15 protein-coding genes are annotated in these 16,912 nt (G+C 61.1%); 11 read left to right on the top strand and 4 right to left on the bottom strand.

Annotated elements, in window-relative coordinates:
* Position 1: 1 nt before the first annotated feature.
* Entirely contained in the window at positions 2 to 673 is a 672-nt protein-coding gene (murU, locus tag ACIPZG_RS18950; RefSeq protein ID WP_400716072.1) for an N-acetylmuramate alpha-1-phosphate uridylyltransferase MurU, read from the bottom strand.
* Positions 670 to 1,689: an aminoglycoside phosphotransferase family protein gene (locus tag ACIPZG_RS18945; protein ID WP_400716070.1), complete on the bottom strand. Its 1,020-nt coding sequence runs from the start codon at positions 1,687 to 1,689 to the stop codon at positions 670 to 672. The genes murU and ACIPZG_RS18945 overlap by 4 nt, the downstream gene beginning before the upstream one ends.
* Before the next feature lie 130 nt (positions 1,690 to 1,819).
* Between ACIPZG_RS18945 and ACIPZG_RS18940 the strand changes: the two genes are divergently transcribed.
* The 11 genes from ACIPZG_RS18940 (at position 1,820) to ACIPZG_RS18890 (ending at position 15,838) form a co-directional block, all read left to right on the top strand.
* Entirely contained in the window at positions 1,820 to 4,639 is a 2,820-nt protein-coding gene (locus ACIPZG_RS18940; RefSeq protein ID WP_400716068.1) for an LPS-assembly protein LptD, read from the top strand.
* Complete coding sequence (locus ACIPZG_RS18935) at positions 4,620 to 5,939, top strand: peptidylprolyl isomerase (RefSeq protein WP_400638916.1); 1,320 nt, start codon at positions 4,620 to 4,622, stop codon at positions 5,937 to 5,939. Before ACIPZG_RS18940 ends, ACIPZG_RS18935 begins: the two co-directional genes overlap by 20 nt.
* On the top strand, positions 5,936 to 6,925 hold the full coding sequence (gene pdxA, locus ACIPZG_RS18930) for a 4-hydroxythreonine-4-phosphate dehydrogenase PdxA (RefSeq protein WP_400716066.1): 990 nt from the start codon (positions 5,936 to 5,938) through the stop codon (positions 6,923 to 6,925). The genes ACIPZG_RS18935 and pdxA overlap by 4 nt, the downstream gene beginning before the upstream one ends.
* Positions 6,922 to 7,722, top strand: a complete 801-nt coding sequence (rsmA, locus tag ACIPZG_RS18925) for a 16S rRNA (adenine(1518)-N(6)/adenine(1519)-N(6))-dimethyltransferase RsmA (protein WP_008091200.1) — start codon at positions 6,922 to 6,924, stop codon at positions 7,720 to 7,722. Before pdxA ends, rsmA begins: the two co-directional genes overlap by 4 nt.
* A 188-nt stretch (positions 7,723 to 7,910) precedes the next feature.
* Entirely contained in the window at positions 7,911 to 8,291 is a 381-nt protein-coding gene (gene apaG, locus ACIPZG_RS18920; RefSeq protein WP_008091198.1) for a Co2+/Mg2+ efflux protein ApaG, read from the top strand.
* Positions 8,291 to 9,157, top strand: coding sequence for a symmetrical bis(5'-nucleosyl)-tetraphosphatase (locus ACIPZG_RS18915; RefSeq protein WP_400716064.1), 867 nt, complete (start codon positions 8,291 to 8,293; stop codon positions 9,155 to 9,157). The genes apaG and ACIPZG_RS18915 overlap by 1 nt, the downstream gene beginning before the upstream one ends.
* A 14-nt stretch (positions 9,158 to 9,171) precedes the next feature.
* Positions 9,172 to 9,501: a thiosulfate sulfurtransferase GlpE gene (gene glpE / locus ACIPZG_RS18910; protein WP_400716062.1), complete on the top strand. Its 330-nt coding sequence runs from the start codon at positions 9,172 to 9,174 to the stop codon at positions 9,499 to 9,501.
* Positions 9,502 to 9,784: 283 nt separating this feature from the next.
* Positions 9,785 to 11,707 carry a PrkA family serine protein kinase gene (locus tag ACIPZG_RS18905; protein WP_400638911.1) on the top strand — a complete coding sequence of 641 codons (1,923 nt, stop codon included), beginning with the start codon at positions 9,785 to 9,787 and terminating at the stop codon, positions 11,705 to 11,707.
* A gap of 118 nt (positions 11,708 to 11,825) precedes the next feature.
* Complete coding sequence (locus tag ACIPZG_RS18900) at positions 11,826 to 13,097, top strand: YeaH/YhbH family protein (protein ID WP_008091189.1); 1,272 nt, start codon at positions 11,826 to 11,828, stop codon at positions 13,095 to 13,097.
* Positions 13,094 to 14,662, top strand: coding sequence for a SpoVR family protein (locus tag ACIPZG_RS18895; protein ID WP_400638910.1), 1,569 nt, complete (start codon positions 13,094 to 13,096; stop codon positions 14,660 to 14,662). Before ACIPZG_RS18900 ends, ACIPZG_RS18895 begins: the two co-directional genes overlap by 4 nt.
* Before the next feature lie 60 nt (positions 14,663 to 14,722).
* Positions 14,723 to 15,838 (top strand): multifunctional CCA tRNA nucleotidyl transferase/2'3'-cyclic phosphodiesterase/2'nucleotidase/phosphatase, encoded by a 1,116-nt coding sequence (locus tag ACIPZG_RS18890; RefSeq protein WP_400716060.1) that lies wholly within the window; start codon positions 14,723 to 14,725, stop codon positions 15,836 to 15,838.
* A gap of 162 nt (positions 15,839 to 16,000) precedes the next feature.
* Here the strand turns inward: ACIPZG_RS18890 and folK are convergent, their stop codons facing one another.
* Together folK and folB are read right to left on the bottom strand one after the other, a co-directional pair.
* The gene (gene folK, locus ACIPZG_RS18885; protein ID WP_400716058.1) at positions 16,001 to 16,510 is read right to left on the bottom strand and encodes a 2-amino-4-hydroxy-6-hydroxymethyldihydropteridine diphosphokinase; all 510 of its coding nucleotides are present in this window, start codon (positions 16,508 to 16,510) and stop codon (positions 16,001 to 16,003) included.
* A complete protein-coding gene (gene folB / locus ACIPZG_RS18880) occupies positions 16,501 to 16,857 on the bottom strand; it encodes a dihydroneopterin aldolase (RefSeq protein WP_400716056.1) in 357 nt (118 codons plus the stop codon). Before folB ends, folK begins: the two co-directional genes overlap by 10 nt.
* Positions 16,858 to 16,912 lie beyond the last annotated feature (55 nt).

Here is a 16,912-nt window from a genome sequence, read left to right as displayed (position 1 = left end):
CTCAAGCGCGCTCGCCGATCAGGCGCTCGGCCTCGGCCAGGCGCTCCAGGGTGCCGACATCGACCCAGTTCCCACAGTAATGCTCGCCAGTGACCTGCCCCGCCCGCATGGCCTGGCGCAACAACGGCGCCAGTTTGAAGGCGCCTGCCTGGCAGCCTGCGAACAAGGCCGGATGCAGTACCGACAGGCCGCTGAAGGTGAGGGTGCCGGGCGCGTCGTCGCCATCCTCTACTCGCTCCCCCTCCAAGCGGAAGTCGCCACGCCCGTGGTGGCCTGGGTTGTCGACCAGCACCAGGTGCGCAAGCCCCTGCAGCGGCGCCTGCAGGCGGGTGAAATCGTAGTCGGTCCAGACATCGCCATTGACCAGCAGGAACGGCGCCTCGCCCAGGAGGGGCAATGCCTTGAAGATCCCGCCTCCGGTCTCCAGCGGCTCGCCCTCTGGCGAATAGCGAATGCTCAGGCCGAAACGGCTGCCATCGCCCAGGTGGTCCTCGATCTGCTGACCAAGCCAGGCATGGTTGATCACCACCTCGGTAACACCGGCGCCCGCCAGGGCGCGCAAGTGGTACTCGATCAGCGGCTGACCGGCAACCGGCACCAGGGGTTTGGGGGTGTGCAGGGTGAGCGGACGCATGCGCTCGCCCTTGCCTGCTGCCAGGATCATCGCTTTCATGCAGGTACTCCGGCCTTGAGCTCGGCGATCAGCTGACCCAGTTCCGCAAGCTCCGGACGGCGGCTGACCACTTCCTCTATATAGGCGAAGAAACGCGGTACGTCGGCCAGGTAACGCGGCTTGCCATCGCGGTGGCAGATGCGCGCGAAGATGCCGATAACCTTCAGGTGGCGCTGCACGCCCATCAGGTCACTGGCGCGCTGGAAGTCTTCAAACACCGGCTGCACCGGGATACCGGCAGTTTGCGCCTGGTCCCAGTAGTTGCGCAGCCAGCCTTCGACTCGGGCCTGTGGCCAGCTGAGGAAAGCGTCCTTGAACAGGCAGGTGATGTCGTAGGTGACAGGGCCGTAGACCGCGTCCTGGAAATCCAGCACGCCAGGATTGGGTGCGCTCTGCATCAGGTTGCGCGGCATGTAGTCGCGGTGCACCAGCACCTTGGGCTGGGCCAGGGCGCTGTCGATCAGCAGTTGGCTGGTGCGTTGCCAGGCAGCCTTCTGCTCGTCGGTAAATTCCTTGCCGAGCTCGCGACCCACGTACCATTCAGGGAACAGCTCGACTTCACGGCGCAGCAGCGCGTCGTCGTAGCTGGGCAGCGGCGCCTCCATCGGCAGGCGCTGGAATGCCAGCAGCGCATCGATGGCGTCGGCGAACAGTGGATCGGCGTTTTCGGTGTTGATGATGTCGAGGTAGGTCTGATGTCCGAGATCACCCAGCAGCAGGAAGCCGCGCTCCAGGTCCTGTGCGTGAATCTGCGGTACATGCACCCCCGCCCCGGCCAGCAGGTGGTCGATGGCGACAAATGGTCGGCAGTTTTCCTGGGGGGGCGGTGCATCCATGATCACGAAGCTGCGGCCCGCGCCCTGCCAGCGGAAGTAACGGCGGAAGCTGGCGTCGCTGCTGGCGGCGGTCAGGCTGCCTTCAGGCACCTCGCCCCAGGCGTTACGGCGGAAAAGATCATTGAGCTGCTCATCGAGCCAGACAGTCAGTTGTTGCAGGCGTGCATCGTGTTCAGGCATTACAAGGGTCTCCGACGGCCCTAGCCGTCAAGCGGGTCATGCTTTATTATCCAGCATCTTTTTCAGACCATCGAGAGGCGTGCGGCCCCACACGCGGGCAGATGGCACGCAGGAAGCCCGGACTAATAAGATGGCATTGAAATCCCCCGCGTTTCGTAGAAAGTTTCCGTTGCTGGTGACCGGCGGTCTGCTGGCCATGCAACCTCTTGCCAGCCCCTATGTGGTGGCAGCCGAGCAGTTCGACTGCCAAGTGTCCGCCTCCGGTGGTTGGGACTGCAAGCCCAAGTCCCCAGTGAACAACCTGCCCCCGCGCCCCGTACACGACGGTGCTGCGCTCACATCCGGCACCGAAGCACCGTCGGCAGAGACCGAAAGCGCTGAAAAGCCGATGCTGGTCACCGAAAGCAAGGGCCGTGGCCTGAAGTCGCGCAGCGAAGACTACAGCCACCTGGACTGGGTCCCGCGTGAAAAGCTCACCGCAGCCCAGTTGGCCGAAACCGGCCCGTACTGCGGGGGCGCGTACGTCGAGCCGACCCGTCCAGGCATGGCCGACACCACGCCGAAGGACGAATCGCCGACCTACATCAATGCCAAGGTATCCAAGTACCAGCAGGAGCAGCAGATCGCGACCCTCGCCGGTGACGTGGTCATGCGCCAGGGCAGTATGCAAGTCGAGGCCGACGAGGCCAACCTGTACCAGACCGAAAACCGCGGCGAGCTCAAGGGCAACGTCAAGATCCGCGACAACGGCTCGCTGGTGGTAGGTGACGAGGCGCAGATCCAGCTCGATACCGGCGAAGCCCAGGTCGACAACGCCGAATACGTGATGCACAAGTCGCATATTCGCGGTAACGCCCTGTACGCCAAGCGTGGCGAAAACGCCATCATCCGTCTCAAGGACGGTACGTATACCACTTGCGAACCTGGCAGCAACGCCTGGCAGCTCAAGGGCAACAACATCACCTTGAACCCGGCTACCGGCTTCGGTACCGCGACCAACGTCACCCTGCGGGTCAAGGATTTCCCGGTGTTCTACACACCGTACATCTACTTCCCGATCGACGACCGTCGCCAGTCCGGCTTCCTGCCGCCGTCGTTCAGCAGCACCAGCGATACCGGCTTCATGCTGGTCACGCCGTACTACTTCAACCTGGCGCCGAACTATGACGCCACGTTGTATCCGCGCTACATGGCCAAACGCGGCCTGTTGATGGAAGGCGAGTTCCGCTACCTGACCAAGTCCAGCGAAGGTCAGTTCGGCGGGGCGTACCTGAACGACAAGAACGACGATCGCAAAGACCAGACTGACTACGAAGATCAGCGCTGGATGGTCAACTGGCAGCACAAAGGTGGCTTGGACGAGCGCCTGATGACCGAGGTTGATTACACCGATATCAGCGATCCGTTCTACTTCCAGGATCTTGAGAGCGATCAGATTGGCGTCGAAAGCCATGATGTGGTGAATCAGCAGGGTGCATTGACCTGGCGTGGCGACAGCTACACCGCTCGCCTGAATATGCAAGCCTACGAGATGGCGACCATTTCGCAGATTACGCCCTACAACATGCTGCCGCAGATCACCATTGATGGCGCGTTGCCTTATAACCCGGGCGGTCTTGTATTCGGTTACCAGGCCGAGGCAGTGCGCTTCGACCGGGACTTGAAAGACGACTTCGTGACCGATGAAGATGGTAATCCAGACATTAGCGCTGGCGCCCCAGGCCGTCGTCTCGACGAAAACATCTTTGGTGTCGCCCGCGCCAACGGCAATCGCCTCAACGTTGCACCGGCTATCAGCTTACCGATGAGCGCCAGCTACGGCTTCATCACGCCAAAGCTGAAGTACATGTACACCCATTACGATCTGGATCTGGACAGCAAAGGGAAAAATGACATTGCATCCCTGGCTGCTGCCAATCCGGATGCGCTTGATGTTCAAGGTGACTTCTCGAGCAGCCTCGACCGTAGCATTCCGATCTTCAGCGTTGACAGCGGCCTGTACTTCGACCGCAATACCTCGATGTTCGGCAATAACTACCGCCAGACACTCGAACCGCGCCTTTACTATCTTTATGTCCCATACAAGGACCAGATGGACATTCCGCTGTTCGACAGCGGCGAAACCTTGTTCAACTTCGACTCGCTTTTCCGCGACAACCGCTTCAGTGGTACCGACCGCATTGGCGACGAGAACAAGCTATCGCTCGGTGTGACCAGCCGATGGATTCAGGACGATGGGTTCGAACGCCAGAACTTCAGCATCGGCCAGGCATACTACTTCAAGGATCGCAAAGTCCAGCTGCCAGGCATCGATTACCGCACCCGCAAGGACGCACAGTCGGACGTTTCGCCGTACGCGCTGGTATACAACTACTTCTTCAACCGCGACTGGCGTTTCAATTCGGACTTCAACTGGGACCCGGACAGCCGCAGCACCCGCTCGGGCAGCGCGATGTTCCACTACCAGCCTGAAGACAACCCGAACAAGGTGGTCAACCTCGGCTATCGCTATCGTAACGACACCATCGCCTACGACTCCACCACCGGTACGTGGAAAGTGGGTGGCGGTGATTACGGCACGCCAGGCGATCCGAACTACATCAAGGATTACTACAAGATCCAGCAGCACGACTTCTCGGTCATCTGGCCGATCGTGCCGCAATGGAGCGTGATCGCCCGCTGGCAGCACGACTACAACCGCAACCGCACCCTGGAAGCCATGGGCGGTTTCGAATACGACAACTGCTGCTGGAAACTGCGCCTGATCAACCGTTACTGGCTCGACTACGACGACTTCAGCCAGGCCACCCCGCAGAACGAAAAAGGCGACCATGGCATCTTCCTGCAAATCGTGCTGAAAGGCCTCGGTGGCGTGGTAGGCAACAAGGTCGAATCTTTCCTCGACGAAGGCATTCAAGGTTACCGTACACGTGAAGACCAAGCTTATTGATCGTCTGCGCCCAGCGTTGCTGGGTGCGGTGTTGCTCAGTGGTGTGGCGCATGCCGCACCGCAACCCCTGGACCGCGTCGTGGCCATCGTCGATAACGACGTGGTCATGCAAAGCCAACTGGACCAACGCGTGCACGAAGTGCAGCAAACCATCGCCAAGCGCGGCGGCGGTGTTCCGCCGACCGGCGCACTGGAACAGCAGGTACTGGAACGTCTGATCGTCGAGAACCTGCAGCTGCAGATTGGCGAACGTTCCGGCATTCGCATCACCGACGAGGAACTGAACCAGGCCATGGGCACCATTGCCCAGCGTAACGGCATGTCGATGGATCAGTTCCGCGCCGCCCTGGCCCACGACGGCCTGTCGTTCGACGACGCTCGCGAGCAGGTCAAGCGCGAGATGATCATCAGCCGCGTGCGCCAGCGCCGTGTGGCCGAGCGTATCCAGGTGTCCGAACAGGAAGTGAAGAACTTCCTGAACTCCGACCTTGGCAAGATGCAGATGTCGGAAGAGTACCGCCTGGCCAACATCCTCATCCCGACCCCGGAAGCGGCCAACTCTGAAGCTATCCAGGCTGCGGCGCGCCAAGTCGGCGATGTCTACCAGCAGCTCAAGCAGGGTGCCGATTTCGGCCAGATGGCCATTGCCCGTTCAGCCAGCGAGAACGCCCTGGAAGGCGGCGAAATGGGCTGGCGTAAAGCCGGACAACTGCCACCTGACTTCGCCAAGTTGCTCAGCAGCATGGCCGTTGGTGACATCACCCAGCCAATCCGCATTCCCAACGGTTTCATCATCCTCAAGCTCGAAGAGAAGCGCGGGGGCGGTGAGAGCGTGCTGCGCGATGAAGTGCATGTGCGCCACATCCTGATCAAACCAAGCGAAATTCGCAGCGAAGCCGCGACCGAGCAACTGGCCGAGCGCCTGTATGATCGGATCAACAACGGCGAAGACTTCGCCGAGTTGGCGAAAAGCTTCTCCGAAGACCCAGGTTCTGCCCTCAACGGCGGTGACCTGAACTGGGTCGACCCGAACAGCCTGGTGCCTGAGTTCCGCGAGCAGATGTCCAACGCCCAGCAAGGCGTGGTGACCAAGCCGTTCAAGACGCAGTACGGCTGGCATGTATTGGAAGTGCTGGGCCGCCGCGCCACCGACAGCACCGAACAGGCCCGCGAGCAACAAGCCCTGAACGTGCTGCGTAACCGCAAATACGACGAAGAGCTGCAGACCTGGCTGCGCCAGATCCGCGACGAAGCCTACGTTGAAATCAAGCTGCCTGGCGCCGACCAGGTCGCACAGTGAAGCCCCTGCGCTTCGCCGTCACACCCGGCGAACCAGCCGGCATAGGTCCCGACCTGTGCCTGCTGCTCGCCGCCGACGCCCAGCCCCACCCCCTGATCGCCATCACCAGCCGTGACCTGCTCGCCGAGCGGGCCACGCAGCTGGGGCTGGCCGTCAACCTGTTGCCGGTGCTGCCGGGCCGATGGCCCGATCAGCCCGCACCCGCGGGGAGCCTTTATGTGTGGGACACCCCGCTGGCGGCACCCGTGGTGGCCGGTCAGCTGAACCAGGCCAATGCTGCCTTCGTCCTGCAAACCCTGACCCGTGCAGGTTCAGGCTGCATGAACGGCGATTTCGCGGGCATGATCACCGCCCCGGTGCACAAGGGTGTGATCAACGAAAGCGGCATCGCCTTTTCCGGCCATACCGAATTCCTTGCCGACCTGACCCACACGACCCAGGTCGTGATGATGCTGGCGACCCACGGCCTGCGCGTGGCCCTCGTGACCACGCACCTGCCGCTTCGGGACATCGCGGACGCCATCACCCCTGAGCGCGTGGAACGGGTAACGCGTATCCTGCATGCCGACATGCGTGACAAGTTCGGCATCGCCAACCCACGGATCCTGGTCTGCGGACTCAACCCGCATGCCGGTGAAGGCGGCCACCTTGGCCGCGAAGAAATCGACATCATCGAGCCGACACTGGCCCGCTTGCGCAGCGAAGGCATTGACCTGCGCGGCCCGCTGCCGGCCGATACCCTGTTTACCCCCAAATATCTGGAGCACTGCGACGCAGTGCTGGCGATGTACCATGACCAGGGCCTGCCCGTACTCAAGTACAAAGGTTTTGGTGCCGCGGTCAACGTGACCCTGGGCCTGCCGATCATCCGTACCTCGGTCGATCACGGCACCGCCCTGGACCTTGCCGGCACTGGCAAAGTCGACACCGGCAGCCTGCGCGTCGCCCTGGAAACCGCCTACCAGATGGCCGAGAACCGACCATGAACGAGCATTACCAACACCGGGCGCGCAAGCGCTTCGGCCAGAACTTCCTGCACGATGCGGGTATCATCGACCGCATCCTGCGGGCGATCAACGCCAAGGCCGGCGAACACCTGCTGGAAATCGGCCCAGGCCAAGGTGCCCTCACCGAAGGGCTGCTGGGCAGCGGTGCACAGCTTGACGTGGTGGAACTGGACAAAGACCTGGTGCCGATCCTTCAGCACAAGTTCGCAGGCCGCGACAACTTCCGCCTGCACCAGGGCGACGCCCTGAAGTTCGACTTCAACCAGCTGGGCGTGCCAGCACGCAGCCTGAAGGTGGTTGGCAACCTGCCGTACAACATTTCCACGCCGCTGATTTTCCACCTGCTGAGCCATGCAGGGCTGATCCGCGACATGCACTTCATGTTGCAGAAGGAAGTGGTCGAGCGCATGGCCGCAGGCCCGGGTGGTGGCGACTGGGGCCGGCTGTCGATCATGGTGCAGTACCACTGCCGAGTCGAACACCTGTTCAACGTCGGTCCAGGCGCGTTCAACCCGCCGCCGAAGGTGGATTCGGCCATCGTGCGCCTGGTGCCCCATGAAGTGCTGCCGTACCCGGCCAAGGATCATCTGCTGCTCGAGCGCGTGGTTCGCGAAGCCTTCAACCAGCGCCGCAAGACCCTGCGCAACACCCTGAAGGGCCTGCTCGACAGCCAGGCCATCGAAGCCGCCGGCGTCGATGGCAGCCTGAGGCCTGAGCAACTGGACCTGGCCGCCTTTGTGCGCCTTGCCGACCAGCTGGCTGATCAGCAAGCCTGATTCAAACTGTACCGGCCTATCGCCGGCAAGCCGACTCCCACAGGCACACCACAGCATTCAAGCGCTGTGGCGCTCCCTGTGGGAGCCGGGTTGCCGGCGATAGGGCCATACAGGCACTTCACCTCCCCCTCCCCAATAGCCTAGACTGCATGGATCGCCGTATCCGCGTGCTTGCTCAAGGCCTTTGCATGTCCGACCCCCGCTATCAGATCGACGTCAGCGTCGTGACCCGCTACCTCAAAGAACAATCCGACCCCGAAAGCAGTCGTTTCGCCTTCGCCTACACCATCACCGTGCAGAACAACGGCTCGGTCACCGCCAAATTGATGTCCCGCCACTGGCTGATCACCAACGGTGACGGCGAAGTCGAAGAAGTGCGCGGAGCCGGTGTAGTGGGTCAGCAACCGACCATAGAACCCGGTCAGAGCCACACCTACAGCAGCGGTGCGGTTATCAGCACCCGTGTAGGCACCATGCAGGGCAGCTACCAGATGTTTGCCGAAGACGGCAAGCGCTTCGACGCCGAGATCGTGCCCTTCCGCCTAGCGGTCCCGGGAGCCCTGCACTGATGGCTACCTACGCCGTCGGTGACCTTCAAGGCTGCCTGCAGCCGCTGAAATGCCTGCTCGAACGGGTCGACTTCAACCCGGCGGTCGATCGTCTATGGCTGGTCGGCGACCTGGTTAACCGCGGCCCCGAGTCGCTGGAAACCCTGCGTTACCTCTACTCGATTCGCCAGTCGCTGGTCTGCGTACTCGGCAACCACGACCTGCACCTGCTGGCGGCCTGGCACAATGTCGAGCGCCTGAAGAAAAGCGACACCCTGCGCGAAATCATCGAAGCACCTGATGCCGACCTGCTGTTCGACTGGCTGCGCCAACAGAAGCTGCTGCACTACGACGAGCCACGCGGCGTCGCCCTTGTACATGCCGGTATTCCACCCCAGTGGACCCTGGGCAAGGCACTGGAGCTGGCAGCGGAAGTGGAACAAGCGCTACGTGATGACGGGCGCCTGAAACTCTACCTGGATGGCATGTACGGCAACGAACCCAACAAATGGAGCAAGAACCTCAGCGGCATCGAACGCCTGCGGGTCATTACCAATTATCTGACCCGCATGCGCTTCTGTACTGCCGAAGGCAAACTTGACCTCAAGAGCAAGGAAGGTGTGGGCACCGCACCCAAGGGTTACAAACCCTGGTACGCCCACAAAGACCGCCGCTCCCGCCACGTGAAGATCATCTTCGGCCACTGGGCCGCACTCGAAGGGCGCGTCGATGAGCCCGGAGTGATTGCCTTGGACACGGGCTGCGTGTGGGGCGGCGCCATGACCCTGTACAACGTCGACAGCGGTGAGTACCACCGCTGCGAATGCGCCGACGACGGCAACCTGCGCCAGCCGGCACAACCCGTTAAACTCACCGATCACCCCTGAAGGAAGCCGTACCCATGAGCGAATTCAAACGCATCCCTCCCGAGCAGGCCCTGACCCTGCGCGCGCAAGGTGCGGTCGTCGTCGACATTCGCGACCCGCAAGCCTTTGCCGCCGGCCACATCACCGGCGCCAAGCACCTGGATAATCACTCGGTCGCCGACTTCATCCGCAATGCCGACCTGGATGCCCCTACCCTGGTGGTCTGCTACCACGGCAATTCCAGTCAGAGCGCGGCTGCCTACCTGGCGGGCCAGGGCTTTTCGGACGTGTACAGCGTCGATGGCGGCTTCGAACTGTGGCGCACCACCTACCCAACGGAAACCGCCCAAGGCGCTGCCGAATAATTTTTTCATTTTACTGCAGCCCGCGCCCCACGCGGGCTTGCGCCTGACCTGACGAACGGTCACCGACAACTTCTCCGCCGCTTACCCTTGACCTTGCGGATAACCAACTATTCTTAAGCGCAGGCCATCCAAAAAAAGGGGAGAGCCGGTACACCGGCGTGCGGGTCATCGGTAAGCGTTACAGGGTGTTCTGGGGGGTATACAGCAATCGGCGAGTCCGGTTGCATGCCAGCATCAGCTGACTGATCCGGCGTCGTCTCCACGTATCGAGCGAGGTGACGTCATGAGTATTTTTAGCCACTTCCAACAACGTTTTGAGTCTACGCGCCAGGAAGAACTTTCGCTGCAGGAGTACCTCGAGCTGTGCAAAGAGGATCGCAGTGCCTACGCATCGGCAGCTGAACGGCTGTTGCTGGCCATCGGTGAGCCGGAACTGATCGACACCTCAAGCAACTCCAGATTGTCGCGAATCTTCTCCAACAAAGTGATCCGCCGGTATCCGGCCTTTGCCGACTTCCATGGCATGGAAGAGTGCATCGACCAGATCGTCTCCTACTTCCGCCATGCCGCCCAAGGCCTGGAAGAGAAGAAACAGATCCTCTACCTGCTGGGCCCGGTAGGCGGCGGCAAATCGTCGCTGGCCGAGAAACTCAAGCAGCTGATGGAAAAGGTGCCCTTCTACGCGATCAAGGATTCGCCCGTATTCGAGTCGCCGCTGGGCTTGTTCAATGCCACTGAAGATGGTGCCATTCTCGAAGAAGAGTACGGTATCTCGCGACGCTACCTGAACACCATCATGTCGCCATGGGCCACCAAGCGCCTGCAGGAATACGGCGGTGACATCAGCAAGTTCAAGGTGGTCAAGCTGTACCCCTCGATCCTCAACCAGATCGCCATCGCCAAGACCGAGCCGGGTGACGAGAACAACCAGGACATCTCCGCCCTGGTCGGCAAGGTGGATATCCGCAAACTCGAGGAATTCCCGCAGAACGACGCCGACGCCTACAGCTACTCGGGCGCGCTGTGCCGGGCCAACCAGGGCCTGATGGAATTCGTCGAGATGTTCAAGGCGCCGATCAAGGTCCTGCACCCACTGCTCACCGCCACCCAGGAAGGCAACTACAACAGTACCGAAGGCCTGGGCGCGATCCCCTACTCCGGGATCCTGCTGGCCCACTCCAACGAATCGGAGTGGCACACCTTCCGCAACAACAAGAACAACGAGGCGTTCATCGACCGGATCTACATCGTCAAGGTGCCGTACTGCCTGCGCGTCAGCGACGAGATCAAGATCTACGACAAGCTGCTGGTCAACAGTTCGCTGGCCAAGGCCCACTGCGCGCCAGACACGCTCAAGATGCTCGCCCAGTTCACCGTGCTCTCGCGCCTCAAAGAGCCGGAGAACTCCAACATCTATTCCAAGATGCGCGTCTATGACGGCGAGAACCTCAAGGACACCGACCCGAAAGCCAAGTCGATCCAGGAGTACCGCGACGCCGCCGGTGTCGACGAGGGCATGAACGGCCTATCGACCCGCTTCGCCTTCAAGATCCTCTCCAAGGTGTTCAACTTCGACCCGCACGAGGTGGCCGCGAACCCAGTGCACCTGCTGTATGTGCTGGAACAGCAGATCGAACAGGAACAGTTCCCGGCAGAAGTGCGCGAGCGTTACCTGCGCTACCTGAAAGAGTACCTGGCACCGCGTTACATCGAGTTCATCGGCAAGGAAATCCAGACCGCCTACCTCGAGTCGTATAGCGAGTACGGCCAGAACATCTTCGACCGCTATGTGCTGTACGCCGACTTCTGGATCCAGGACCAGGAATACCGCGACCCTGAAACCGGCGAGATCCTCAACCGCATCGCCCTCAATGAAGAGCTGGAGAAGATCGAGAAACCAGCCGGTATCAGCAATCCGAAGGATTTCCGCAACGAGATCGTCAACTTCGTACTGCGTGCCCGCGCCAATAACAATGGCAAGAACCCGAGCTGGCTGAGTTACGAGAAGCTGCGCGTGGTGATCGAGAAGAAAATGTTCTCCAACACCGAAGACCTGCTGCCGGTCATCAGCTTCAACGCCAAGGCCAGCAAGGAAGACCAACAGAAGCACAACGACTTCGTCACGCGGATGGTGGAGCGTGGCTACACCGACAAACAGGTGCGCCTGCTGTCGGAATGGTACCTGCGGGTCAGGAAATCGCAATAAAGCGGCAAGCTACACGCCGCGCGCCCCGGGCTGGCCTTACAGCCCGCGGCCGCGGCGGCTGCTTTACGTGCAGCTCGTAGCTTGAAGCGTGCAGCTGTTCCCAGCTACCGGAGGGACCATGAGCTACGTTATCGACCGACGCCTGAACGGCAAGAACAAGAGCACGGTAAACCGCCAGCGTTTCTTGCGGCGTTACCGTGAACACATCAAGAAAGCCGTCGAAGAGGCCGTGAGCCGCCGCTCCATCATGGACATGGAACACGGCGAACAGATCAGCATTCCGGGACGGGATATCGATGAACCGGTGCTGCACCATGGCCGCGGCGGCAAGCAGACCATCGTGCATCCGGGCAACAAGGAATTCACCGCTGGCGAGCACATCCCCCGACCTCAGGGCGGCGGCGGCGGAGGCGGCCGTGGCAAGGCCGGCAACTCCGGCGAGGGCATGGACGATTTTGTCTTCCAGATCACCCAGGAAGAGTTCCTCGAATTCATGTTCGAAGATCTCGAACTGCCTAACCTGGTCAAGCGCCACCTGACCGGTGCCGACACTTTCAAGACCGTGCGCGCGGGGATCGCCAACGAAGGCAACCCGTCACGCATCAACATCGTACGTACCCTGCGCTCGGCGCACGCCCGGCGTATCGCCCTGACCGGCAGCAGCCGTGCGCTGTTGCGTGAGGCGCAGAAGGAACTGGCCCGACTCAAGGTGGAAGAGCCAGACAACTTCACCGACATCCAGGAGACCGAGCAGGAGATAGAGCGGCTCAAGGCGCGTATCAATCGCCTGCCCTTCCTTGATACCTTCGACCTCAAGTACAACCTGCTGGTCAAGCAACCCAACCCCAGCTCCAAGGCGGTGATGTTCTGCCTGATGGACGTGTCCGGCTCGATGACCCAAGCCACCAAGGACATCGCCAAGCGCTTCTTCATCCTCTTGTACCTGTTCCTCAAGCGCAACTACGACCGCATCGAAGTGGTGTTCATCCGCCACCACACCAGTGCGCGCGAAGTCGACGAGGAAGAGTTCTTCTACTCCAGGGAAACCGGCGGCACCATCGTCTCCAGCGCATTGAAAATGATGCAGGAGATCATGGCCGAGCGTTACCCGGCCAGCGACTGGAACATCTACGCCGCCCAGGCTTCCGACGGCGACAACTGGAACGATGACTCGCCGATCTGCCGCGAGATCCTCTCCAAGCAGATCATGCCGCACGTGCAGTACTACACTTACGTCGAGATCACCCCGCGTGAGCATCAAGCGCTGTGGTACGAGTACGAGCGAATCGGCGAGTCCTTCCCCGATACCTTCGCCCAGCAGCAGTTGGTTTCGGCCGGCGATATCTACCCGGTCTTCCGTGAACTCTTCCAGCGCAGGTTAGCCACATGACCGCCAGAGCACAGAGACGCCAACCCATATCCACGGGGTCCGAGTGGACGTTCGAGCTGATCCAGACTTACGACCGGGAAATCAGCCGCCTGGCCGAACGTTATGCCCTGGACACCTATCCCAACCAGATCGAAGTGATCACTGCCGAACAGATGATGGATGCCTACGCATCCGTCGGCATGCCGCTGGGCTATCACCACTGGTCCTACGGCAAGCAGTTCCTCAGTACCGAGAAGTCCTACAGTCGCGGCCAAATGGGCCTGGCTTACGAAATCGTGATCAACTCGGATCCCTGCATCGCCTACCTGATGGAAGAAAACACCATGTGCATGCAGGCACTGGTGATCGCACATGCCTGCTACGGCCACAACAGCTTCTTCAAGGGCAATTACCTGTTCCGCACCTGGACTGACGCCAGCTCGATCATCGACTACCTGGTGTTCGCCAAGCAGTATATTGCGCAGTGCGAGGAGCGCCATGGCATCGATGCCGTCGAAGACCTGATCGACTCTTGCCATGCGTTGATGAACTACGGCGTAGACCGCTACAAGCGCCCCTACCCCATTTCAGCCGAGGAAGAACGGCGCCGCCAGAAGGAGCGTGAAGAGCACCTGCAAAAGCAGATCAACGACCTATGGCGCACCATTCCCAAGAGTGCGGAAAAAGGAGGCGAGCGCGATGATGCACGCTTCCCTGCCGAACCTCAGGAAAACATTCTCTATTTCATCGAAAAACATGCACCTTTGCTGGAGCCTTGGCAACGTGAAGTGGTGCGTATCGTGCGCAAGATCGCGCAGTACTTCTACCCGCAGCGCCAAACCCAGGTAATGAACGAAGGGTGGGCCACGTTCTGGCATTACACCCTGATGAACGACCTCTACGATGAAGGTCTGGTAACCGATGGCTTCATCATGGAGTTCCTTCAATCGCATACCAGCGTGGTCTTCCAGCCGGGCTTCGACAGCCCTTACTACAACGGTATCAACCCGTACGCACTGGGTTTCGCGATGTACACCGACATCCGCCGGATGTGCGAAAACCCGACCGAGGAGGACCGCCACTGGTTCCCTGACATCGCCGGCAGTGACTGGCTGTCGACCATCAAGTTCGCCATGAGCAGCTTCAAGGATGAAAGCTTCATCCTGCAGTACCTGTCACCCAAAGTGATCCGCGACCTCAAGCTGTTCAGCATTCTCGACGACGACCAACGCGACGACCTGCTGGTACCGGCCATCCACGACGAAGCAGGCTACCGCACGATCCGCGAGCAGCTGGCCTCCCAGTACAACCTTGGCAACCGCGAACCCAACGTGCAGATCTGGAGCATCGACCGCCGGGGTGACCGCTCCCTGACCTTGCGCCACCAGCAGCACAACCGCAAACCGCTGGGCGACTCCACCGAGGAAGTACTCAAGCACCTGCACCGGCTGTGGGGCTTCGACATCCACCTGGAGACCGTGCAGGGCGACCAGGTGGTCAAGACCCATCACATGCCACCGCGTGGCGAGCACGGCGAAGGCGGCGATTACGGCCGCATGGACCTGGCCGTCATTCATCATCTCTAGCCGCAAAGCACCGCCATTGCTGCCGACAGGGTATCCTGTGGGCAGTAATGGAGGCTGCACATGCACATCTACAAAGTCGGCGGCGCGGTCCGTGACCGCCTGCTCGGACGCCCGGTCAGTGATATCGACTGGCTGGTGGTCGGCGCTACCGTCGAAGAAATGCACGCCAAGGGCTATCGCCCGGTAGGCGCTGATTTCCCGGTTTTCCTGCATCCCAAGACGGGCGAGGAATATGCCCTGGCCCGCACCGAGCGCAAGAGCGGACGCGGTTATGGGGGTTTCACCTTCCATGCCAGCCCGGACGTAACGCTCGAAGAAGACCTGATTCGACGTGACCTGACCATCAATGCAATGGCCGAAGACGACCACGGTAACGTCATCGACCCCTACCATGGCCAGGTCGATCTGGAGCAGCGAATTCTGCGCCACGTTTCACCGGCGTTCGCCGAAGATCCCCTGCGAGTCCTGCGCGTAGCGCGCTTTGCCGCTCGCTATGCCCCGCTCGGCTTCAGGGTCGCTGACGAAACCCTTGCACTGATGCGGCAGATCAGTGCTTCCGGCGAATTGCAGGCGTTGACCGCCGAGCGCAGCTGGAAGGAGATCGAGCGCGCATTGATGGAGGACCAGCCACAAGTATTCATCCAGGTACTGCGCGATTGTGCTGCCCTGCGCGAACTGATGCCTGAGATCGAGGCTGGGACGGCCTCGCTGAGCGCGCTCGTCCTGGCCGCCGAGCACCATCAACCCCTGCACGTGCGTTGGGCCTGCCTGCTGTGCGGCCTGCAACCGGCTGCGATCAAGGCGCTCAACCAGCGCTTCAAGGCCCCGCGCGAATGCCAGGAGCTGGCCATGCTGGCAGGCGAGTTTGGTGAACGCGGCCAAGGCGCCTTTGAATTGGAGCCAGAGGCTTTACTGGAGTTGTTGCAGAAGTTCGACGTGTATCGGCGACCGCAGCGGTTCGAGGACTTCATAGCCACGTGTGAAATGGATGCGCGGGGGCATGGCGCGCAAAGTTACCCACAGGGCGACTACTTGCGTGGCGCAGCGACGGCAGCCAGGGAAGTGGATGTGAAGCCCTTGGTGGCCGCGGGGCTGACCGGGCAGCAATTGGGGGAGGCGCTCAAGCAGGAACGACTCAGAGCGCTGCAGGCCTATAAACACGCCGCAAGGCCCTGAAGGTTGGTCTTGCACGATCCTGTGGGAGCCAGCTTGCTGGCGATGAGGCCGGAGCAGGCACAACACAGCCGCATTGAGTAGCCTGTTCGGCCCCTATCGCCGGCAAGCCGGCTCCCGCAGGTACGTCACCGTTTTCAATGCTTGCGGTTGGCCCCGCTCCATTCAAGCTGGGGTCAGCTGCAACCCGCGCCACTCGAACGCAACAGGTGCCAGCACCTGCTCGATGCGCGCTTCCTGCCACAACTGCGCCATGCGCTTCCCCGCCCCCGGATGCACCAGTTCAGGCGCCAGCAATGCCAAAGGCCACAGCACAAAGGCATTCTTCAGGATCTCTGCCCTGGGCAACACCAACCCATCGTAGGTACCGTGCAGATCGTCATACATCAGCACATCGATATCCAGCGGCAAACCCTTGCGGTCCGGGGCATATCGGCCGTTGTCAGCCTCGATGAACTTGAGGCGGCGGTCCAGCTCCATCAGTGGCAGGTCGGTCTTGCCCGTCACCACGAAGTTGATGAACGGGCCACTCTTGATCCCTACCGCCTGGCTCTCGAAGGCCGGAGAACAGCGCATGTCGGTGAGTATGGCGGCCAAGGCATCGAGCCCGGCGCACAGGTGCCTGTGGCGGTCGATATTGCTGCCAAGCCCCAGGTAAACCGTGCTCAAAGACATCCGCGCTCGATCTCCACGCCAACACCACCACGGGCTGCGGGGACCGCGCCCGGCTTGGTCAGCTTCAGCCGAACCCAAGGGATGTGGAATTCGTCCATCAGCGTCGCGACCAAGCGTTCGGCAAAGGTTTCCACCAGCTCGAAGCGCGCCTGCTCGGCAAAAGCCTGGATACGCGACGAAACGCTGGCGTAGTCCAACGCCAAGCTCAGATCATCTCCAGCCGCAGCTGGGCGGTTGTCCCAGGCGAAACTCAGGTCCAGGCGCAGGCACTGGCGAATATCCCGTTCCCAGTCATAGGCACCAATGACGGTGTCGACTTCCAGGCCTTCGATGAACACTCTGTCCAAGCACTTCTCTCCACAGCACGACAAGGGCGACTGGCGCCGTTAGAATCAGGGCGTC

Origin of the sequence: Pseudomonas sp. NPDC089395, assembly GCF_044749525.1 — a bacterium.
Taxonomy (GTDB): domain Bacteria; phylum Pseudomonadota; class Gammaproteobacteria; order Pseudomonadales; family Pseudomonadaceae; genus Aquipseudomonas.
The sequence above is the reverse complement of the archived record's forward strand: the minus strand, read 5'-3'. Positions and strand labels throughout refer to the sequence as shown.